At 66.0% G+C, this 20629-nt stretch carries 16 protein-coding genes and 1 other RNA gene; 15 read left to right on the top strand and 2 right to left on the bottom strand.

The window, feature by feature from the left end:
• Positions 1-11: 11 nt before the first annotated feature.
• Positions 12-431: a secondary thiamine-phosphate synthase enzyme YjbQ gene (locus tag G020_RS0105580; RefSeq protein ID WP_024328920.1), complete on the bottom strand. Its 420-nt coding sequence runs from the start codon at positions 429-431 to the stop codon at positions 12-14.
• A gap of 217 nt (positions 432-648) precedes the next feature.
• On the opposite strand from G020_RS0105580, the gene G020_RS0105575 reads away from it, so the two are divergent.
• The 5 genes from G020_RS0105575 (at position 649) to G020_RS0105555 (ending at position 6791) form a co-directional block, all read left to right on the top strand.
• Complete coding sequence (locus G020_RS0105575) at positions 649-2127, top strand: ATPase domain-containing protein (RefSeq protein WP_024328919.1); 1479 nt, start codon at positions 649-651, stop codon at positions 2125-2127.
• Complete coding sequence (locus G020_RS0105570; protein ID WP_024328918.1) at positions 2124-2534, top strand: response regulator; 411 nt, start codon at positions 2124-2126, stop codon at positions 2532-2534. The genes G020_RS0105575 and G020_RS0105570 overlap by 4 nt, the downstream gene beginning before the upstream one ends.
• A complete protein-coding gene (locus G020_RS0105565) occupies positions 2518-4281 on the top strand; it encodes a bifunctional diguanylate cyclase/phosphodiesterase (protein WP_024328917.1) in 1764 nt (587 codons plus the stop codon). The genes G020_RS0105570 and G020_RS0105565 overlap by 17 nt, the downstream gene beginning before the upstream one ends.
• A 256-nt stretch (positions 4282-4537) precedes the next feature.
• Positions 4538-5089 carry a heme NO-binding domain-containing protein gene (locus tag G020_RS0105560; RefSeq protein ID WP_024328916.1) on the top strand — a complete coding sequence of 184 codons (552 nt, stop codon included), beginning with the start codon at positions 4538-4540 and terminating at the stop codon, positions 5087-5089.
• On the top strand, positions 5082-6791 hold the full coding sequence (locus G020_RS0105555) for a response regulator (protein WP_024328915.1): 1710 nt from the start codon (positions 5082-5084) through the stop codon (positions 6789-6791). The genes G020_RS0105560 and G020_RS0105555 overlap by 8 nt, the downstream gene beginning before the upstream one ends.
• A 138-nt stretch (positions 6792-6929) precedes the next feature.
• Here G020_RS0105555 and ssrA read toward each other — a convergent pair.
• Positions 6930-7291, bottom strand: a transfer-messenger RNA (tmRNA) gene (gene ssrA / locus G020_RS14900).
• Positions 7292-7422: 131 nt separating this feature from the next.
• On the opposite strand from ssrA, the gene purL reads away from it, so the two are divergent.
• The 10 genes from purL to fliJ all read left to right on the top strand — a co-directional run bounded on the left by purL (position 7423) and on the right by fliJ (position 20584).
• Positions 7423-11295: a phosphoribosylformylglycinamidine synthase gene (gene purL / locus G020_RS0105550; protein ID WP_024328914.1), complete on the top strand. Its 3873-nt coding sequence runs from the start codon at positions 7423-7425 to the stop codon at positions 11293-11295.
• 33 nt (positions 11296-11328) lie between these two features.
• Positions 11329-11868 (top strand): PilZ domain-containing protein, encoded by a 540-nt coding sequence (locus G020_RS0105545; protein ID WP_024328913.1) that lies wholly within the window; start codon positions 11329-11331, stop codon positions 11866-11868.
• A gap of 65 nt (positions 11869-11933) precedes the next feature.
• Positions 11934-13334 (top strand): sigma-54-dependent Fis family transcriptional regulator, encoded by a 1401-nt coding sequence (locus G020_RS0105540; protein ID WP_024328912.1) that lies wholly within the window; start codon positions 11934-11936, stop codon positions 13332-13334.
• Between the two features lie 144 nt (positions 13335-13478).
• Complete coding sequence (locus tag G020_RS0105535) at positions 13479-14852, top strand: sigma-54-dependent Fis family transcriptional regulator (RefSeq protein ID WP_024328911.1); 1374 nt, start codon at positions 13479-13481, stop codon at positions 14850-14852.
• A gap of 80 nt (positions 14853-14932) precedes the next feature.
• A complete protein-coding gene (fliE, locus tag G020_RS0105530) occupies positions 14933-15262 on the top strand; it encodes a flagellar hook-basal body complex protein FliE (RefSeq protein WP_018869492.1) in 330 nt (109 codons plus the stop codon).
• A gap of 29 nt (positions 15263-15291) precedes the next feature.
• The gene (gene fliF, locus G020_RS0105525) at positions 15292-16986 is read left to right on the top strand and encodes a flagellar basal-body MS-ring/collar protein FliF (RefSeq protein ID WP_024328910.1); all 1695 of its coding nucleotides are present in this window, start codon (positions 15292-15294) and stop codon (positions 16984-16986) included.
• Positions 16976-17989, top strand: coding sequence for a flagellar motor switch protein FliG (fliG, locus tag G020_RS0105520; protein WP_018945934.1), 1014 nt, complete (start codon positions 16976-16978; stop codon positions 17987-17989). Before fliF ends, fliG begins: the two co-directional genes overlap by 11 nt.
• Positions 17986-18750 (top strand): FliH/SctL family protein, encoded by a 765-nt coding sequence (locus G020_RS0105515; RefSeq protein ID WP_024328909.1) that lies wholly within the window; start codon positions 17986-17988, stop codon positions 18748-18750. The genes fliG and G020_RS0105515 overlap by 4 nt, the downstream gene beginning before the upstream one ends.
• Positions 18747-20126 (top strand): flagellar protein export ATPase FliI, encoded by a 1380-nt coding sequence (fliI, locus tag G020_RS0105510; protein WP_024328908.1) that lies wholly within the window; start codon positions 18747-18749, stop codon positions 20124-20126. Before G020_RS0105515 ends, fliI begins: the two co-directional genes overlap by 4 nt.
• The gene (gene fliJ, locus G020_RS0105505; RefSeq protein WP_018945937.1) at positions 20123-20584 is read left to right on the top strand and encodes a flagellar export protein FliJ; all 462 of its coding nucleotides are present in this window, start codon (positions 20123-20125) and stop codon (positions 20582-20584) included. The genes fliI and fliJ overlap by 4 nt, the downstream gene beginning before the upstream one ends.
• Positions 20585-20629 lie beyond the last annotated feature (45 nt).

The raw sequence follows: 20629 nt of genomic DNA, 5'->3' as shown, positions 1-20629 counted from the left end.
AGAAAACCGGGTTATTCGCCCTGCACGGTCACGGTGATACGACGGTCGTGTCCGGCGTAACGGTGCTCCCAGAGGAAGACCCCCTGCCAGGTACCCAGAGCGGGGCGGCCGCGGGTGACCGGGAGAGTGAGGTCATTGTGGGTGAGCATGGCGCGGGCATGGGCGGCCATGTCGTCGTCGCCTTCCATGTCGTGGCGGTAGGCGGGGTCGCCGTCGGGCGCCAGCCGGGCCAGTATCGTCTCCAGATCGCGCCGGACGTCCGGGTCGGCGTTCTCGGTGATCAGCAGCGACGCACTGGTGTGGTGCTGGAAGACGTGGCAGGTGCCGGTGGTGATGCCGGAATCGCCGATGATTCGGGCAACCTCGCGGGTGATGTCCAGGCTCTGGCGCCCGCAAGTGTGGAAGGTCAGTGGCTGCTGGTACACGGGCATCCCGATCTCCTTGCAAGGGTTACCTGGGCGGGGGTGGGGTGTTTATACCGCATGCGGGACCATGATCCTACCGGGACGGCGCAACGCTCGGGTGCTCCCTTTCGTGGAAGACCGGAAGCCGGGCATGATTGGCAAGGGGATGCCGAGGGAACCGGCAGAAACCATTATTGGTCAATGGGAACAGGGTTCAATCCAGCAACCGACAAGGAAGCATGACATGGACTCAGTGACACGTGACGCCGACCCATCCACGGTCGCCGGGGAGCTGGAACGGGTCTCCTCCGGCGTTCCCGGCCTGGACCAGGTTCTTGACGGAGGGCTGATCGCCCGCCGCGGCTACCTTCTGCGTGGTGGTCCCGGGCTGGGCAAGACCACCATTGGTCTGAGTTTTCTCCTCGCGGCGGAGGAGGAAGAGCGAACACTTTTCATCGGTTTTCAGGAGCCGGAGGCGGAGCTTCAGGCGAATGCGGCCAGGGTCGGTCTCGATACCCGCCGCATCGAGTTCCTGAGCCTGGCCCCATCCGAGGAATTTTTTACCGGCGCCGAGACCTACGATGTCTTCGCTGCCTCCGATGTCGAGCAGGCCCCGATGATCGATACGGTGGTCGAGGCGGTCGAACGCATCCAGCCGCAACGGGTTTTCATCGACTCGCTGACCCACCTGCGGCTCATGTCCGCCGACCGCTACCAGTTCCGCCAGCAGGTGGTTTCATTGCTGCGGTTTCTCGTCGATCGGGGCGCCACCGCGATGTTTACCTCGGAGTTTTCGGCGGAGAGCCCCGATGACGACCTCCAGTTTCTGGCGGACGGTGTCATCACCCTGGACCCGGGCATCTCCAGCCCCACGGTCGAGGTGTCGAAGCTGCGCGGCTCGCAGACCCGTCGGGGGCCGCACCAGTACCGGGTGGACGAGAGTGGCGTGCAGGTGTTTCCGCGCATCCTGCCGCCAATGCGACGGCTGACGAACGGCGCGGGCAGCGTGCAGTTCCGCAGCGGGAATGGCGGTCTGGACGAGATGCTCCATGGCGGCCTCGAGAGTGGCACCATCACACTGATCACCGGCCCCAGTGGTGTCGGAAAGTCGACCGTGGCGGCCATGATCGCGGCCGTGGCGGCCCGGGACGGTCATCGCGCCAGCGTGTTCCAGTTCGAGGAGGAGCTGGATGGCTATCTACGGCGGCTGCGGAACCTGGAAATCGACGTGGACGGTCCGCTGGAATCGGAGAACCTGCGGGTGGAACAGATCGAACCGCTGCGATATCTCGCCGAGGAGTTCATGGCAGACCTGCTGCAGCGGATTGAGGAGGAAAACATCGATCTTGTGGTGATCGACAGTGTTACCGGCTTCGACATGGCCCTGAACCCGGACGAGGCCGTTCACCGCCCGCTGCACACGCTCGCCAAGTCGCTGTCGAGGCGCGGCATTACGGTGCTCCTGGTCAACGAGAACCATGCCTTCGGCGAAGATTTCCAGATTTCGTCGCGCGACATCAGCCATCTGGCGGACAACGTGATCTTTTTCCGTTATGTCCATGGGGGCGACACCCTGGAAAAGCTGATCGGGATCCTGAAGAAACGGATGTCCAATTTTGAACGGGTTCAGCGCCGCTTCGAGATCGCTCCGGGTGGTTTCCGGGTCGGGCAGCCGGCCAGTGCGGTACTTCAGGGCGATGTTGGCCGGAAGAACAAGGCATGACCGCGGAAACCCCGCTCGGCGTGATCCTGATCGTGTATCAGCCGGGCAATGCACGCGTGCTGGCCCGGGCCGCCGAGGAAGCGGGCATGGCGGCAGCCCGGGCATCCACGGCGGACGAACTGCGGGCACTGCTGAATCAACGGGAAGGCCACTGGGTTGCGCTGGTCGATCCATCGGGCTTCGGCGAGACGGTCTGGCCGATGTGTCAGCGACTGCAGGACCATGGCATCCCGTTCGTCGTCCTTTCCACCAATCGCCATCGTGATGCCGGGACCCGTTCGCTGCAGTACGGGGCGGCCAGTGTGTTGTACAAGCCGGTCGCCAAGGAGGCATTGCTGAATCTGCTCCGGAGCCTGCAGCCGGGGACGGGATCCACCAGGGAGGACGCGGATGACGGACAGGCCTGATCCGGGTGATTCGGGGACGAATGTCCCGCCCCCCGCCGCCTGGCGGCCGGTGGCCTCGCAGGCCTCGGCCACTGACGTCGGGAAGCCCCCCCGCATCCTCTCGCTGATGGACGGACGCGGCAATCGCCAGCAGGTGGAGAATCTGTTGTCGGCGCGTTACCAGGTGGTCCATCCAGACAATATTGAACTGCCGTCAGACGGCTTTGACCTGGCCATCGGCGACGGCCCGGGGCTGGTGCGCTGGCATGATGCGCTGTACGAGGCGAAGAGCGCCCAGCAACCGGTGTTCCTGCCCGTGATGCTGATGCTCCCGCGTGCCGACCTGCGCAGCCGGGCAGGCCGCCTGCGTTCCATCGTCGACGAGTTTGTCATCAGCCCTGTCGACCGCTCCGAATTCCTCGAACGCGTGGAACTCCTGCTGAGTGCCCGCCATCAGGCTCAGACCCGGCACGAGGAGCTCGTGCGCATCGTGAACTATGACCGCGTGACGGGCCTGCCCAACCGCCTGCTATTCCATGAAAGGGTGCGCAGCGAGCTGGAAAGGGCAAGGGGAGAGGGCGTATCGGTTCACGTGGTGGTGATCCACACGCCGTTCACCAGTGTGCTCGAGACTTTCGGTCATCGCGGCCTTGACCGTGCCGCGGTCGCCTGTACCGAACGATTCGGGCATCTGTTGGAGGAAGGGATGGAGCTCGCCCGGCTGGATACCGAGGACTGGGGTGTTCTGGTTGTCGACGATACGTTGCCCATGGACCGGGTGATGCCGCTGTGCAGCCACCTCGGGCAGATGGAGCGTCGGCCGATCCGGATCGCCGGCGAGTCGGTCCACCTCAGGGCCCGCATTGGCATTGCCAGTTACCCCGAAGACGGCAGCGACGCCGAAAGTGTGATCAACGCGGCGATGATGGCCGCGGCACAGGCGGGCGAGGGCGAGCCGGCGTTCTATTCGGAGAACCGGCGCGAGGCCATGCTGCATCATCTGCGCACCGAGGCGGCGCTGCATGATGCACTGGCCGAAGACCAGTTCGAGCTGTGGCTGCAGCCCAAGCTATCGCTCACGGACAACCGGATTGCCGGTGCCGAGGCCCTGATCCGTTGGCGTCTGCCTTCCGGCGAGCTGGTGCCGCCAGGGCGGTTCATCCCGGTCGCCGAATCCAGCGGTTTCATCCGCCGGATCACGCCCTGGGTCCTCGCCACTGCCTTTCGCATCGCCGCGGAGCTGCGCGACGGCCGGGAAGGCAGGTTCGTGCTGGCGGTGAACATCACGCCGGCGGATCTCGCCGATACGGATTTCGTCAATCAGATGCGAGCCCTGTGCGCCGAGCACGGACTGCCACCCGAAGCGATCGAGATCGAACTCACCGAGACCATGCTGTGCGAGACCGGCACCGATACCATCGGGCGCCTGCAGTCGCTGCGCGAGGCCGGGTTCCGGGTTGCCATCGACGACTTCGGCACCGGTTATTCCTCGCTCGGCTACCTGCAGCAGTTGCCGGTGGACACCCTCAAGATCGACAAGCAGTTTGTCGACGGCGTACCCGGCGAGGCGGGCAGCGATACGGTGATACGCGCAATCATTCACCTCGCGCATGACTTCGGCCTCAAGACCGTTGCCGAAGGCATCGAGAACGAGGACCAGCTCGCTTACCTGCGGGATGCCGGCGTGGCCCTCGGGCAGGGCTTCCACATCGCCCGACCAATGCCCACCGGCGAGTTCGCCGGATGGCTGGAGCAGTGGAACAGCTGAAGCCCCCGTGAATTCACGGAATAAGCGCAACCCCTGAACCCGTATGGGGTGGCCAGCTGCCGCTTCAGGGCCCCATGCCTCGTTTCCCGAACGGAGGGATTGAGGCAGATCATGTCCGAGCCAGTGCATCCGCGTTTCCGCGCCTCCCGGGCTTGTTCGGGCTCGAGAAATGTGAAAGCTTCAATAGGAAGGCATGTTACCGGTATATGCAAGGGGCTGCCGGGCCGGTTCCTGGAAGCACCCGGGAGGGGGAATAATGAAGGGTATCGTTTTCACGGAATTCCTGGAAATGGTGGAGGACGTCTTTTCGCCCGACGTGGCCGACGCCATTATCGAACACGCGAATCTCCCCAGCGGCGGGGTCTACACTGCCGTCGGGACCTACGACCACTCCGAGATGGTGCGGCTGGTGACCGCTCTTTCGCGCGAGACCGGAACGGAAGTGGACGACCTTCTGGAAGTATTCGGGAAATACCTCTTTGGGCGATTCAGGGCACTCTACCCCGACTTTTTCACCGGGGTAGACAGTGCCTTTGGTTTTCTGGAAAACGTAGAGGACTACATCCACGTGGAAGTGCGGAAGTTGTATCCCGATGCGGAATTGCCCACATTTGACACCAGACGTCTTGATAGCGAAAGGCTGGTCATGGAGTACTCCTCGGCGCGGCCTTTTGCCCATCTGGCCAATGGACTCATTCACGGATGTCTGGAGTCTTTTGGTGAGACGGCCGAAGTCGACTTTGAGGATCTTTCCCATGGGGAAGATACCCACACGCGGTTCACGCTGCGGCTAGTCGACAATGGATGACGGGAGCACCCTGCAACGCAGGCTGGATCGTGAACGGGCGGCGCGCAAGCAGGCCGAACGTATAGCCGAAGAAAAGACACGAGAGATTTTCGAATCCAATCGTGAACTGCGCAGGCTGAATGAAAACCTGGAGAACGAGGTCGCCAATCGGACGGCCGAACTTCAGGCGGCCCGTGACGAGGCGGTGGAAGCGAATCAGGCCAAGAGTCTCTTTCTGGCCAACATGAGCCATGAGCTGCGTACTCCGCTGAATGCCATTATCGGTTACAGCGAGATCCTGCTGGAGGAGGCGGGGGATGACGGGGCGAACGAGCTCCTTACGGATTTGCACCGGATTCTCTCGGCAGGCAAACATTTGCTCAGCCTCATCAATGACATCCTTGATCTGTCCAAGATCGAAGCCGGAAAGATGGACATTCATCTCGAAAGCTTCGTGGTTGGCGAACAATTGCGTGAGGTGATGGCCACGGTGGAGCCGCTGGCGGAGAAAAACGGTAACCGGCTGGCGCTGGACGTGGATCCGGGCATTGAAGCGATGACCATGCATTCGGATCTGACCAAGTGGCGCCAGGGTGTTTTCAATCTTCTCTCCAATGCCTGCAAATTCACGGAACAAGGGGTGGTCACACTCTCGGTTTTCCATGAGCCAGATTCCTCCGGGGGACAGTTGCGGTTCTCGGTGAACGATACGGGGATCGGCATGACTCCGGATCAGATGAAGCGGCTCTTCCAGGCGTTCTCCCAGGCAGATGCCTCCACTACCCGCAAATTCGGCGGTACAGGGCTGGGACTGGCCATCACGCGGCATTTCTGTCAGATGCTTGGTGGCGAAATCCGTGTGGTCAGTGAATACGGGGAAGGTTCTACGTTCACGATGGAGTTGCCGGTGACAACGCCGTCCGGCGAGACCCCTCCGGAGGTTCGGGGCGGTGAGTCGGCGACCGGCAATGCCACGCACGGGACGACCATACTTGTGGTGGATGACGACCCCTCCGTACGCGATCTTCTGACCCGGCAGTTGCGCAGCGAGGGGTACTGTGTCGAGGTCGCGACGGACGGCGAACAGGCGCTGCAGAAGGCCAGGGAAATCCGTCCGGTGGCGATCACGCTGGATGTAATGATGCCGCAGATGGACGGCTGGGCGGTGCTGAGCCGGATCAAGCGCGATAGTGTTCTGACCGATATACCCGTGGTGATGGTCACGATCATGGATCAGAAGACCACAGGATTTGCGCTGGGGGCGACGGACTATGTCACCAAGCCAGTGGATCGAAAGCGACTTGCCACCGTGCTCTCGAAATTGACGACGTCCGAGCCGCGTAACCGGATTCTAGTGGTGGAAGACGACGCCGGGACACGGGATGTTCTGCAGCGTACTCTGCAACGGGACGGGTGGATGGTTTCTCTGGCCAGCGATGGAGTCGAAGGCCTGGAGCGCCTTCGGTCCGAGCCGCCAGCTGCAATCCTCCTGGACCTGATGATGCCCCGTATGGATGGTTTCGATTTCCTGGAAGAGATTCGTCGAAACCCCGACTGGAAGGACATCCCGGTTATCGTGGTGACAGCCAAGGAGTTGTCGAATGCCGAGGTTGAACGCCTCCACGGCCGCGTCAGTGAGGTAATCGGGAAAAAGCCTCGCGAGCTGGAAGAGCTCTTTGGGCACATCCGCTCCGTGATCAGCGAACACCAGGCGGCAGACTGAAGACATCCCCGCTCACACGCGAAAGCGGCTCGAGGTCGCACGTGTGGCTTGATCGGCGTTTCCCTGTCTCATCGTGATTGGGCAGGTGCTGAAGCACAAGAAAAAGGCACCCGCAGGTGCCTGATTTTACAGCTTAACTGGTGGAGGCGGCGGGAATCGAACCCGCGTCCGCAGGCCCTCCGCCCTCGGCTCTACATGCTTATCCTGTCTTTGCGTTTAACCAGCCGCTACCCGACAGGCAGGGAAGACGTCTGGCGATCCCGGTTCAGTTTTAACGGATCCGCGCCGGGCACGCTTCACCGCGAGCTTGTGAGAGTCGACGCCCGATACTGGACGCACAAGCACGGCTCCAGTCGGACGGCACCCTACCGGGTTTTAAGCGGCGAGTGCGTAGTTGTCGTCGTTGGCAACTATTTTTTTGCAGTGATTTTTACGAGGCTCACTACATCCTCGGCATGCACCTCAGGTTTCGCGACCCGCGTCGAATCCAGGTCGCCCCCTTTGCAACTACTGGGACAGGGTACCGCAGTCGGAGTTCCCGTGCACCTCCGACATTCTCCCGGAGGTGGCGGTGCTCCGGTACAATGCGCGGCTCGAAACAGGTCCAACCACGGCACACCGGGTGAAGATGATGCGGGTTTTTGAAGGCGGCACGGCGGTTTCCTCCTTTCGACTGCGGACGCTGGAAACGGCGCTGGAGGAGCGCACCGGGGTGCCGGTCCGTCTGGCGGCGCGTCATCTGTATTTCGTGCAGTTGCACCGCCGGCTCCATGCGGGCGAGGAGAAGCGTCTGGCTGCGCTGCTGGACGAAGGCGAGGCCTGGTCCGCTCCGGCATTCGAGCCGGTGCGCGAACCCGTGGTGATCCCGCGCCCGGGCACCATCAGCGCCTGGTCATCCAAGGCCACCGAGATTGCCCGTCATGCGGGGCTGGAATCCGCCGTGGAGCGGATCGAACGGGGTACCCACTGGTATGTGGGTGGTGAGCTTCCGCAGGGGCTGAACCTTGTGGACATGGCTGCGCCGCTGTTCGACCGCATGACCGAGGCGGTCATCGAGGATCCCGCGGACGCGGGCGCCCTGTTCCGCGCGGAGACGCCGCGTTCGCTGCAACGGGTGAGCCTGGAGCCGGATGCCCGGAGCGCGCTGGCGCGCGCCAACGGGGAGCTGGGGCTGGCGCTGTCGGAAGAGGAGATCGATTACCTGGCCGAAGGCTATCGAGCGCTGGGGCGGGCCCCGACCGATGCCGAGCTGATGATGTTCGCACAGGCGAACTCCGAACACTGCCGGCACAAGATCTTCAACGCCCGCTGGGTGGTGGATGGCGAGGAGCAGGACCGTACGCTGTTCGGGATGATCCGCGAGACCCATCGGCTCCATCCGGACGGGGTGCTGTCCGCCTACAGCGACAATGCCTCGGTGATCGAAGGCCACCGAGGGGTGCGGCTGATGCCCGGGCCCGATGGCGAGTACCGTCGCGAGGACCTGGATCTTCCGGTGCTGATGAAGGTGGAAACCCACAACCATCCGACCGCGATCTCGCCGTGGCCGGGGGCGGCCACCGGCTCCGGTGGCGAGATCCGGGACGAGGGCGCCACCGGGCGCGGGTCGAAACCCAAGGCCGGGCTGACCGGTTTTACCGTGTCCAACCTGCGCATCCCGGCGCATCCACAGCCTTGGGAGCGGGATTTCGGACGGCCCGATCGGATCGAGAGCGCGCTGAACATCATGCTGGAGGGGCCGATCGGTGCCGCGGCCTTCAACAACGAATTCGGACGACCGGCGCTGTGCGGGTATTTCCGCACGCTGGAGTCCGCGTTGCCGCAGCCGGACGGTGGAGAGGTCCTGTACGGTTACCACAAGCCCGTGATGCTGGCAGGCGGCGTGGGGTCGATACGCGCCGAGCACGTGCACAAGGGCGAGGTGCCCGCACAGACGCCGATCGTGGTGCTGGGCGGTCCCGCCATGCTGATCGGACTGGGCGGTGGGGCCGCGTCGTCGATGGCCAGCGGCTCGAGCAGCGAGGCCCTGGATTATGCCTCGGTGCAGCGTGGCAACCCCGAGATCCAGCGGCGCTGCCAGGAGGTGATCGATCGCTGCGCCGCGCTGGGCGAGGACAATCCCATCCGTTCCATCCACGACGTCGGGGCCGGCGGACTGTCCAATGCGATCCCGGAGATCCTGGATGATGCCGGTCGCGGCGGGCGCATGGAACTGCGCGAAGTGCCCACCGCCGAGCCGGGCCTGTCGCCGATGGAACTGTGGTGCAACGAGGCGCAGGAGCGCTACGTTCTGGCGGTGGACGCCGCGGCCCTCGAGACCTTCCGCGCGATCTGCGAGCGCGAGCGCGCGCCGTTCGCGGTGGTGGGGCAGGCGACCGATGACGGCCACCTGCGAGTGGATGACCGGCTGTTCAACGAGCCGGCGGTGGACATGCCGATGGGCATGCTGCTGGGCGCCACGCCGAAGATGACGCGCGAGGACGCGCGCCGGGCCGCGCCGGTCACGACGCTGGAGACGGCCGGTACGGATCTGGTCGAGGCGCTGGAGCGAGTCCTCAATCTGCCGGCGGTGGCCGCCAAGCACTTCCTGATCAGCATCGGTGACCGTTCGGTGGGCGGCCTGGTGGCGCGGGATCCCATGGTCGGCCCCTGGCAGGTGCCGGTGGCCGACTGCGCCGTGACGCTGACCGACTTCGACGGATATACCGGCGAGGCCATGGCCATGGGTGAACGTTCGCCGGTGGCGATCCTCTCGGGGCCGGCCTCCGGACGCATGGCGATCGGCGAGGTGGTGACCAACCTGGCCGCCGCGGACATCGAAGGCACCCGGACGATCCGCCTGTCGGCGAACTGGATGGCCGCTGCGGGGGTGTCGGGCGAGGAGGCCGCACTGTTCGATACCGTTCGGGCGGTTGCCGAAGATCTGTGCCCGCAGCTCGGCATCAGCATCCCGGTAGGCAAGGACTCGCTGTCGATGCGCACGGTCTGGCAGGACGCCGACGGTCACGAGCGCCACATGCATGCGCCGGTAACCCTGGTGGTATCGGGCTTCGCGCCGGTGACGGACGCGCGCCGGACCCTGACCCCGGAGCCGGATGCCCGCGAGGGGGGCAGCCTGTGGTTCGTGGATCTGGCGGCCGGCCGGATGCGGCTGGGCGGCTCGGCCCTGGCGCAGACGGCGGGTGGCATCGGTGAAGTGCCCCCGGATGTGGAAGATCCGGCGGCGCTGCGCGCATTCGTGGACGCGGTCGGCCACCTGCGCCGCGAGGGGCTGCTGTGTGCCTACCACGACCGCTCGGACGGAGGCCTGATCACGACCCTGCTGGAGATGGGCTTTGCCGGGCGTCTCGGCCTGGACATCGACGTGCCGGCGGGGATGGACCCGGCTGCCTGGCTGTTCAACGAGGAACTGGGGGCGGTCCTGCAGGTGCGGGCCGGGGCGGAGGAGGCCCTGCGCGAGGCGATGCAACAGGCCGGTCTCGGCGCGCATCTGCACGAGGTGGCCCGTCTGCGCAGGGACGAGACGGTCACGGTCGCGCAGGCCGGGCAGAACCTGCTGGAGTCGACGCGCGCCGGGCTCCAGCGCCAGTGGCAGGCGACCACCCGACACATGCAGCGGTTGCGCGACAATCCCGAATGCGCCGACGAGGAATACGCACGTATCGAGGCCGATGACGGACTTACCGAACGCCTGCATTTCGATCCCTCGGAAGATATCGCGGCGTCGTTCATCGCGACCGGGGCGCGTCCGCGCGTGGCGATCCTGCGCGAGCAGGGTGTCAACGGTCAGCTGGAGATGGCGGCGGCCTTCGAACGGGCGGGCTTCCAGCCGGTGGACGTGCACATGACGGACCTGCTCGAGGGCCGGCGGGATCTGGCCGACATGCAGGGCCTGGCCGCCTGTGGCGGGTTCTCCTATGGCGACGTACTGGGGGCCGGTGGCGGCTGGGCCCGCACCATCCTCAATCACGATGGCTTGCGGTCGCGGTTCGCGGCGTTTTTCGAGCGACCGGAGACCTTCAGTCTGGGAGTATGCAACGGCTGCCAGATGCTTTCGCGTCTGGCCCCGTTGATCCCCGGAGCCGGGCACTGGCCGCGTTTCGTACGCAACCGTTCGGAACAGTTCGAGGCACGGCTTTCGCTGGTACGCGTGGAACCGGGTCCGTCGGTTCTGCTGGATGGCATGGGCGGCTCGGTGCTGCCGGTCGTGGTGTCGCACGGCGAGGGGCGCGTGGAGTACCCCGGTGAAACGCCGGTGTACGATCAGGCGGCACTGCGCTTCGTGGAGGCCGACGATTCGCCGGCGGAAGCGTATCCCGCCAATCCGAACGGTTCGCCGCGCGGCGCTACCGCCTTTACCAGCGAGGACGGACGGGCGACGATCATGATGCCCCACCCCGAACGCGTATTCCGCACGGTGCAGCACAGCTGGCATCCGGCCGAGTGGGGCGAGGACGGTCCGTGGATGCGGCTTTTCCGCAATGCACGGGTGTTCGTCGGTTGAGCCTGATCAGGAATCGAGCGGGGGAGTGACACCATGAGTGAACGGGACTGGAGTGACTGGCTGGGCGAGACCCTGACGGTTAGTACGTCGCTGGCGGTCGGGCCAACCATGCGTCCCGTCACCCACGGCGAGCTGGCCGCGCGACTGGTGGACGGAATCGAGCTGTTCGAGGCCAGTGGCAGCCGCAACCACCCCGCACACGGTGCGGCGGACGAGACCGCGCTGGAACTGCAGCGCCTGGAGCGCAAGCTGGACCTGCTCGTTCACCTGCTGGCCGAATCCCTGGATCCGGAACGGCCACCGGTTCGGCAGGTGGTCATCAGCCGCGGTGGCGTGGTACTCCCGGCGGGCACGCTGCCTGATGATGCCGATCGCCTGGCGTTGTATTTGAGCGACTTTCTGCCGCAGCCGCTGGTGCTGGGTGTGGAACCTCCGACACGTCATGACGAGGCCCAGTTGATCCACTGGAGCCCGCATGATGACCGCATGCACGACGCCCTGGGGCGCTGGATTTTTCGTCTGCATCGACGCGACGTCGCGGAGAAACGACAGAAAGTTGACGGGGGTGGGTGATCGCTATAATACTGTGATCGGCTTCACGCATGAGGCCACTCATACTCCGACCCGGGCCTTACAGCATGGCGACATCCGCGGACGACGAACACGGACTCCACATCGCCCTGGGCGGCGAACCCGAAGCTGCCCGTGATACACGGGCCATCCTGGCCTCCATGGGCTGCGAGGCCGAGACCCGCATTGACGCACACGGCCTGACCGACAGTACCCGCGAACCCGCCGCGATCTGGCTCTGCGGCCCGGCAACGGCGGTTGCGGCGCAGGCCGCCGTCGCCCCGGACAACCTGCCGGTGGTGGCCCAGCCGACCGATGGCGGAAAGGTGGAGCACCAGGCGGTCGACTGGGTGGTGGAACACCCGTTATCGGTATCGCGGGTTACGCAGATTCTGCAGTGGCTGCGCTTCGGCGGGGAGCGCGTCCACGACGACGTACCGGGTCTGGTCGGGCACCACCCGACGATGGTTGGCGTGAAGCGGCTCGTAGCGCAGGTGGCGCGCACGGATGCCACCGCACTGATCCTCGGCGAGACCGGCTCGGGCAAGGAAGTGGTCGCGCAGGCCATCCATGACGCGTCGGACCGTGCCGACAAGCCGTTCGTTGCGGTCAACTGCGGCGCGATCCCCCCGGATCTGCTGGAAAGCGAGCTTTTCGGTCACGAGAAGGGTGCGTTCACCGGAGCCTTCACCGCCCGCACCGGACGCTTCGAACTGGCGCAGGACGGCACGCTGTTCCTCGACGAAATCGGCGATATGCCCCTGCCCATGCAGGTCAAGCTGCTGCGGGTGTTGCAGGAACGCGTTTTCGAACGGGTCGGGTCGAACAAGTCCATCACCACCCACGCGCGCATCATTGCGGCGACCCATCGCAACCTCGACGAGGCCGTGGCGGAGGGGAATTTCCGTCAGGACCTGTTCTTCCGTCTCAATGTCTTCCCCATTGAGCTGCCGCCATTGCGCGAACGCGCCAGTGACATTCCGCAGCTGATCACGGCGCTGGAGGAGCGGCTGCGCGAACAGGGGGGCAGCCCCGCGCACCTGACACCGGCGGTGGTGGCTCACCTGGAACGTCTGGACTGGACCGGCAACATCCGCGAACTGGGCAATCTGCTGGAACAGCTGTCCATCATGTACCCCGATCTGCCGGTGGACCTGGGTCAGCTGCCGCCGCGCGTGCGCCCGGAAGGGGTGGAGGATCGCAGCGGTGCGGCGGCGGAACCGGGCGGGGCATCGGCCGGGTCGTCGGCATCGGCCACCGGCCCGAACATGCCGGGACCGGATGGCCTGCCACCGGAAGGCGTCGATCTGCGTGATTATCTCAACGACCTGGAACGCTCGATGATCGAAGCGGCGCTGGCCGATACCGGTCATGTGGTGGCGCGGGCCGCGCGGCGGCTCGGCATGCGGCGGACGACGCTGGTTGAGCGCATGCGCAAGTTCGGGCTGGGACGGGATTCTGACGGCTGAGCCTCCGTGGCAAGGCCTTGCCGCTGTCGAGATCCCGACGAAAACCGGCAACCTTGTTTGCAGGTCCCTGAATAAAAGGGATTTATTCATAGTGGCACACTAACTGCTTGAGGCAGTCCGAATCCCATCGACAGGACTGCACCGATGCCTCGAGCGACCCTTCTTCTGGTCAATGCCGACGCCGCCATGCGTGAACGCGTGGTGCAGGTGCTGGCCACCATCCCGCGGGTTCGCCTCCAGGACTGCACCGACGGAGAGCTCGAGCGCTCCCTGGAAGCGCAGCGCCCCGAGGTCGTCCTGATCGCCCATCCCGCGACCGCCGCGCTGCGTGAACGGATCCCGGCACGGTTGCCGGTCGCGGTGATCAGTCCGGATGCGACCCATGACAACGAGATCGCCGCCATGCGCGCCGGCGTGGATGCCCATTTCGGCCTCCCGGACATGGCGGCGCCGCTGGCGCAGTGGCTGCGCGATCAGCTCCCCGGCCCCGGCACCCGAGCCCGGATCCCGGAAATGGTGGCGCACAGCGAGCGCATGCGTTCGCTGGATGCCTTTGCCGAACGGATCGCGCAAACCGCTGCGACGGTCTTCATTACGGGCGAGTCGGGGGTCGGCAAGGAGGTGCTGGCGCGGCAGATCCATGCGCGCTCGGCCCGTGCGCAGGGGCCGTTCGAGGCGATCAACTGCGCTGCTCTGCCCGAGGCCATGCTGGAGGCCCTGCTGTTCGGGCACGCGAAGGGGGCCTTTACCGGTGCGATCGAGGCGCGGCCCGGCAAGTTCGTACAGGCGGACGGGGGCACGCTGCTGCTGGATGAGGTGACGGAAATCCCCGTCCATCTGCAGCCCAAGCTGCTGCGCGTGCTGCAGGAACGGGAAGTGGAACCGCTGGGCGGGCGGCGCACCCGTCCCGTCGACGTGCGGGTGATCGCAACCTCCAATCGTGATCTGCGCGAGGCGGTGGCCGAGGGGGTACTCCGCGAGGACCTGTATTACCGCCTGAGCGTGTTCCCGGTGCGGATCCCGCCGCTGCGCGAGCGGCCGGAGGACATCCCGTCGCTGGCGCGGGCGCTGCTGACCCGCGCCAGCCAGGGCCGGCTGGTGGAACTGGCACCGGAGGCCGAATCGCGGCTGATGGGGCATGACTGGCCCGGGAATGCCCGCGAGCTGGCCAACGTGATGGAGCGGGCGGCCACCCTGGCCGGCGAGCGTAGCGACGGTCGGGTCACCGCCGAGTCCATCTGGCTGGATGCCGACATGCTGGAGCACGGCGAAGGTGTCAGTGCTGCTGGCGCTCGCTGCGCTCCCACGGCTTCGGATGACGACATCCCGTCGGCCCCTCTGCTGGAACAGACCCTGCAGACCCAGGAAAGCCGGGTGATCCTCAACGTGCTGCGAGAAGCGGGAGGGCGCCGCAAGGAGGCCGCGGAGCGGCTGGGAATCAGTCCGCGCACCCTGCGCTACAAGCTCGCGCGACTGCGCGAATCGGGCATCCAGGTCCCCCGCACCGGAGTGGTCTGAGAACTGGCCCGGAATTTGCTTGGGATTGGGTTGAGCGGGGGCGAGGCACCGTCGTCCCGTGTGGAAGCCGGAGGTAACGCATGAGTGAAATGCAGATCCAGAACGTGTTACAGCAGATGCGGCAGCTCTCGGAAAGCGGGAGCGTCGAGGCTCCTGCGTCCGGAGGTGGAACCGGTCAGGCCGGTGGCGCCGACTTCCAGAACGTCCTGCGTGACTCGCTGCGCAACGTGAACGAGGTGCAGCAGGAGGCGACCGATCTGCAGACCCGTTTTGAACTGGGCGATGAAAACGTGTCCCTGCCGCAGGTGATGGTGGCGATGAACAAGTCCAGCCTGGCGTTCGAGGCCACCAATCAGGTGCGCAACCGCCTGCTGGATGCCTATCAGGAAATCATGCGGATGCAGGTGTAGGCCTGTAATCCCTCCGGAGAGACGTGATCATGGCCGCAGCACAGCAAAGTCTGCCCGCCGTCGTCAGCGGCGGCATCAAGGATTTCGGCACCATGCCGGCCGGCCGACAGCTGGCCCTGATCGGCATGCTGGCCGGTGCGCTGGCCGTGATTGCGGGGATCGTATTCTGGGCGATGAGCCCCACCTTCGTCCCGCTGTATTCGTCGCTCGACCAGGACGAGGCCGCGGAGGTGGTGACCGCGCTGGACGGGGCCGGCATCCGCTACCGTATTGATACGAATACCGGTCAGATCAAGGTGCCGCGCGGCGATGTGGGTGAAGCCCGCCTGCATCTGGCCGGTGAAGGGCTGCCGCGTTCCGGGGATGTCGGCTTCGAGCTCCTGCAGGAGGACACCGGGATCGGCACCAGCCGGATGATGGAAAGCGCGCGCCATCGCCGGGCGATGGAAGGCGAGCTGGGCCGTACCGTCTCTTCGCTGGACGCGGTCGAGCGTGCCCGCGTGCACATCGCCGAAGGACAGGATTCGGTCTTCGTGCGTGAACGCACCCCGGCGACCGCCTCGGTAACCGTGCACCTGCACGGGGGCCGCTCCCTGAGCGAATCGCAGGTCCGGGCCATCGTCCACATGGTGGCCTCCAGTACCTCGGACCTGTCGCCCGAAAACGTGACCGTGGTCGACCAGCAGGGCCGGCTGCTGACCGAGGACGGAATGGAAGAGGGCGGCATGCGCAGCAGTGGCGACCGTCTGTCGTTCCAGGGCCAGGTGGAGCGCCGTTATGCCGAGGCGATCCGGGACCTGCTGTCGCCGCTCGTTGGCGGCGACCGCGTGCGGGTGCAGGTGTCGGCGGACATCGATTTTTCCGAAATCGAACGTACCGAAGAACTCTACGACCCCGACACGATCGCGCTGCGTTCGGAGCAGATCTCCGAAGATGTTCGCGGGGACGCCGGCGAAGGGCCGATGGGCGTGCCGGGCGCGCTGACCAATCAGCCGCCCGCCGGGGGCGCCGTGGGCGAAGAAGAAGGCGAAGGCGCGGAAAATGGTGAGAATGGGGCGGCCGGTCAGCGCTCGGGGTCCGCGACGCGCAACTACGAGGTGGATCGTCGCATCGCCCACATCCGCGAAATGCCCGGCGGCGTCGAGCGGCTGTCGACCGCCGTGGTGGTCGATTTCCGCGAGGAAGTGGGCGAGGATGGCGAGGTCCAGCGCGTCGCACGCGACGCCGAGGAGATCGAGCGTCTGGAGAACCTGGTCCGCCAGGCGGTGGGCTTCAGCGAGCAGCGCGGGGATTCGATCAACGTGGTCAGTGCTCCGTTCGAGGCGCCGGTGGAGGAAGAAATCGTCGAGGCAGAACGCCCGTTCTGGACCCAGGCCTGGTTCATGGAGCTGGCCAAGCTCATCGGGGCGCTGCTGCTGGCCCTGATCATCCTGCTGACCGTGATCCGTCCGGCCCTGAAACATCTGATGAGCGGTGCAACCGCGCGCCCGGCGCAGCAGCCGCAGGCGGAGTCGGACGAGAATCTCGCCCTGACCGACCAGAGCGGGGAATCCGCGGCCGGTGGTGGCGGTCCCAGCGGTGAGGGCTCCGCGGTGGCTTCGCTGACCGGGCCGGAAGAGGATCAGCAGGAGATGGACCTCGAGGCCGTGCGGGGGATGGTGAAGGAAGATCCCAAACGCGTGGCGCAGGTAATGAAGACCTGGTTGAACGAAGATGGCCGATAGCAAGAAGTCCAAACTGGATGGCGCGGAACGGGCGGCCGTGTTCATGATGAGCCTCGGTGAGGATTCCGCCGCCGAGGTCATGCGCCACATGGGGCCCAAGGAGGTCCAGAAGATCGGCGCGGCCATGGCCAACATGGAGCGCATCTCGCGCACCGACGTGAACGCGGTGCTGGAGGACTTCTCCGGGCACGTGCGCGAGCAGACCGCGCTGGGTATCGGCGCCGACGATTACGTGCGCAGCGTGCTGCAGAACGCGCTGGGCGAGGACAAGGCCGAGGGCCTGATCGACCGTATCCTGCTGGGACGCAACTCCAAGGGGATCGATGCCCTGAAGTGGCTGGACCCGCGCGCGATTGCCGACATGCTGCGCAACGAGCACCCGCAGATCGTCGCCATCGTGATGTCGCACGTGGACGCGGATCAGGCCGCCGAGACCCTCAGCTATCTGCCCAAGCGGGTACAGTCCGACGTGGTGATGCGCATCGCGACCCTGGACGGGGTGCAGCCCTCGGCACTGCAGGAGCTGGATGACATCCTCGACCGTCAGCTGTCCGGCAACAACACCGCCAAGACCTCGATGGTCGGCGGCGTAAAGACGGCTGCGGACATCATGAACCTGATGGACGGGTCGCGCGAGGCGGAGATCATGGATACGGTCAGCGAGATGGACCAGGATCTGGCCGGCCGTATCGAGGAGCTGATGTTCGTCTTCGACAACCTGATCGACGTCGACGACCGCGGGATCCAGACCCTGCTGCGGGAGGTGTCCACCGAATCCCTGGTGCTGGCGATGAAGGGTGCCGACGACGACCTGAAAGACAAGATCTTCAGCAACATGTCCAAACGCGCCGCCGAAATGCTGCGCGAGGATCTGGAAGCCAAGGGGCCGGTGCGCGTGTCCGAGGTCGAGGGGGCGCAGAAGGAGATCCTGCAGGTCGCTCGCCGCCTGGCGGAGAACGGTGAAATCGTGCTTGGCGGCAAGGGCGGGGAGCAGATGCTGTGAGCGTGCACGACGCCGGGTCCGCCAGTGCCGCCTCCCTGTGGGAGCCGCCGGAGTTCGACGAGAACGGCAACGAGCCGGAACAGCGGCGCCTGCCCACCGCCGCCGAGATCGAGGCGATCGAGGAAGAGGCGCGCCAGAACGGTTTCGAGCGGGGCTACGCCGAGGGCCATGAACTGGGCAAGCAGGAGGCCGAAAAGGCGGCGCGGGCGCGCGAGGAAAAGAAGCTGCGCGAGGCCGTGGCGGCCCTGGAGTCGGTGGGTCAGGGGCTCAGCGATCCGCTGGCCGATGCCGCGGATTCCCTGGAACCGGAACTCCTGGCGCTGGTGACCGCGCTGGCGCGCCAGGTGATCCGGGTGGAGCTGCAGACCCGTCCGGAGATCATCCGCGAGGTACTGGATGAGGCGATGCGGCAGTTGCCGGGGCGCAACCGCAGCGTGCGGGTGCACCTGCATCCCGAAGATCAGGCCCTGGTGGAGCAATGGGGGTCCGCGCAGGCGGGCGAGATCACCTGGATCCCGGACCCGGAACTGGCGCGCGGTGGCTGTCGGGTTGAGGCGGGTGCGTCCGAAGTGGATGCCAGTCTGGAGCGCCGTCTGCGGCAGGCCGTGGAGGCCATCTGGGACGGCCACGCGAACGTGCCGGACACGGATCCGGAGCCGCGCGAGCCGGTCGCGACCCCGGCGCATGACAGGGCGGCCCCGGAGAAGCGAGAGGAACCCGGGGACGATGCGTCGGCCCCTGATGAGGAGGATCCGGCATGACCGCCAGTATTCGCGATGCCCATACACGCCAGCGCGACGGGCTCACCGCGGGCCTGCGCGAACGGCTGGAGCAGTCGCGCGGGCGGGTCGAACGGGTGGCAGCCCCGCAGTCGCAGGGGATCCTGTCGCGAGTGACCGGGCTGACTCTGGAGGCCGAAGGGTTGCGCCTGCCGCTGGGTGGGCGCGCGCTGATTCATGGCGAACGGGGTGAAACCGTGCCGGCCGAGGTGGTGGGTTTTCAGAATGACCGCACGTTTCTGATGCCGGAGGAGGCCGCCGCGGGGCTGGTCCCGGGGGCGCGTATCGAACCGGTGGAAACCCAGCGTTCGATTCCCGTGGGCGACGGGCTGCTGGGGCGGGTGATCGACGCCCGGGGCGAGCCGCTGGACGGCCTCGGTCCGATCCGTACGCATGACCATGCGACCCTGAACGGTCGGCCGATCAATCCGCTGTCACGCGCACCGGTGCGCGAGCCGCTGGATACCGGCGTGCGGGCGATCAACGCCCTGCTGTCCGTCGGGCGCGGCCAGCGGCTGGGGTTGTTCGCCGGTTCCGGCGTGGGCAAGAGCGTGTTGCTGGGGATGATGACCCGGCACACCAGCGCCGACGTGATCGTGGTCGGGCTGATCGGTGAACGCGGGCGCGAGGTCAACGACTTCATCCACGAGATCCTTGACGAGGAATCCCGCCAGCGTACGGTGGTGGTGGCGGTCCCGGCCGATCAATCGCCGCTGCTGCGCCAGCACGGGGCCTGGGTGGCGACCACGGTGGCGGAACAGTTCCGTGACCAGGGGCTGAACGTGCTGCTGCTGATGGACTCGCTGACCCGCTTCGCCCAGGGCGCGCGCGAGATCGCGATGGCCATCGGCGAACCGCCGGCCTCCAAGGGGTATGCGGCCTCGGTGTTCGCGCGCCTGCCGCAGCTGGTGGAGCGTGCCGGCAATGGTGACGTGGGCGGGGGCTCGATCACCGGATTTTATACGGTGCTGGCCGAGGGGGATGACCCCAACGATCCGATCGTGGACGCTGCGCGCGCGATCCTTGACGGGCATGTAGTGCTCTCGCGCGAGATCGCCGAGACCGGTCGCTACCCGGCCATCGATGTCGGTGCATCGATCTCGCGCGTGATGAGTGCGCTGACGACGCCCGAGCACGAGAAGGCGGCACGGCGGTTCCGTGATCTGGCCGCCACCTATCAGCGCAACCGCGACCTGATCTCGGTGGGGGCCTACCGCAAGGGTGCCGATCCACACCTCGACCAGGCCGTGGCGATGCATGACCGGCTGGAGCAGTTCCTGGCACAGGGCACGACCGAGGCGGTGGATTTTGCCACCGCGCGGGATCAGCTGGTCGCACTCACCGGGGGCGGGGCATGAATCCTCAGCGCATCGAACGGCTGTTGCGCATCCGCCAGATCGGCGAGACCGAGGCGACTCGCGAACTGGGCGAACGCATTGCTCAGCTGAACGCCGCCGAGGCCCAGCGCGAGCAGCTGGAAACCTTCCAGCAGGAATACCTGGCGGCCTCCATGCCGCAGGACCCCAACACCCTCAAGTGGCTGGCCGGCATGCGGCAGAAGCTGCGCGAGGCGCTGGAACAGCAGGCCCTGCGCATCCAGGCGGCCGAAAGCCAGGTGGAGACGGCTCGCGAGCAATGGCTGGAACACCATCGCGACTGCATGTCGCTGGAAAAGCTGCTGGAACGCACGCGAGCCGAAGACCAGCGTCATCAGGCCCGGCGGCAGCAGGTGGAGCAGGACATGTGGGCGACCCGCCAGGCCTTCGCACGGGAACCGGAATCCGGTGAACGTACGGTGAACTGGCAGGAATCTTGAAAGGCACGAGTACGCAGCCCCCGCAGGGGCGGACGCGCGCGGTGC

This window comes from Thioalkalivibrio sp. ALR17-21, assembly GCF_000420185.1.
Lineage (GTDB): Bacteria > Pseudomonadota > Gammaproteobacteria > Ectothiorhodospirales > Ectothiorhodospiraceae > Thioalkalivibrio > Thioalkalivibrio halophilus.
Note: the sequence above shows the minus strand (reverse complement) of the source record. Positions and strands in the feature narration are given on the sequence as shown.

Coding starts and splice junctions, on each gene's coding strand:
- G020_RS0105580 (WP_024328920.1), bottom strand. CDS start 431: ATGCCCGTGTACCAGCAGCCACTGACCTTCCACACTTGCGGGCGCCAG.
- G020_RS0105575 (WP_024328919.1), top strand. CDS start 649: ATGGACTCAGTGACACGTGACGCCGACCCATCCACGGTCGCCGGGGAG.
- G020_RS0105570 (WP_024328918.1), top strand. CDS start 2,124: ATGACCGCGGAAACCCCGCTCGGCGTGATCCTGATCGTGTATCAGCCG.
- G020_RS0105565 (WP_024328917.1), top strand. CDS start 2,518: ATGACGGACAGGCCTGATCCGGGTGATTCGGGGACGAATGTCCCGCCC.
- G020_RS0105560 (WP_024328916.1), top strand. CDS start 4,538: ATGAAGGGTATCGTTTTCACGGAATTCCTGGAAATGGTGGAGGACGTC.
- G020_RS0105555 (WP_024328915.1), top strand. CDS start 5,082: ATGGATGACGGGAGCACCCTGCAACGCAGGCTGGATCGTGAACGGGCG.
- purL (WP_024328914.1), top strand. CDS start 7,423: ATGCGGGTTTTTGAAGGCGGCACGGCGGTTTCCTCCTTTCGACTGCGG.
- G020_RS0105545 (WP_024328913.1), top strand. CDS start 11,329: ATGAGTGAACGGGACTGGAGTGACTGGCTGGGCGAGACCCTGACGGTT.
- G020_RS0105540 (WP_024328912.1), top strand. CDS start 11,934: ATGGCGACATCCGCGGACGACGAACACGGACTCCACATCGCCCTGGGC.
- G020_RS0105535 (WP_024328911.1), top strand. CDS start 13,479: ATGCCTCGAGCGACCCTTCTTCTGGTCAATGCCGACGCCGCCATGCGT.
- fliE (WP_018869492.1), top strand. CDS start 14,933: ATGAGTGAAATGCAGATCCAGAACGTGTTACAGCAGATGCGGCAGCTC.
- fliF (WP_024328910.1), top strand. CDS start 15,292: ATGGCCGCAGCACAGCAAAGTCTGCCCGCCGTCGTCAGCGGCGGCATC.
- fliG (WP_018945934.1), top strand. CDS start 16,976: ATGGCCGATAGCAAGAAGTCCAAACTGGATGGCGCGGAACGGGCGGCC.
- fliI (WP_024328908.1), top strand. CDS start 18,747: ATGACCGCCAGTATTCGCGATGCCCATACACGCCAGCGCGACGGGCTC.
- fliJ (WP_018945937.1), top strand. CDS start 20,123: ATGAATCCTCAGCGCATCGAACGGCTGTTGCGCATCCGCCAGATCGGC.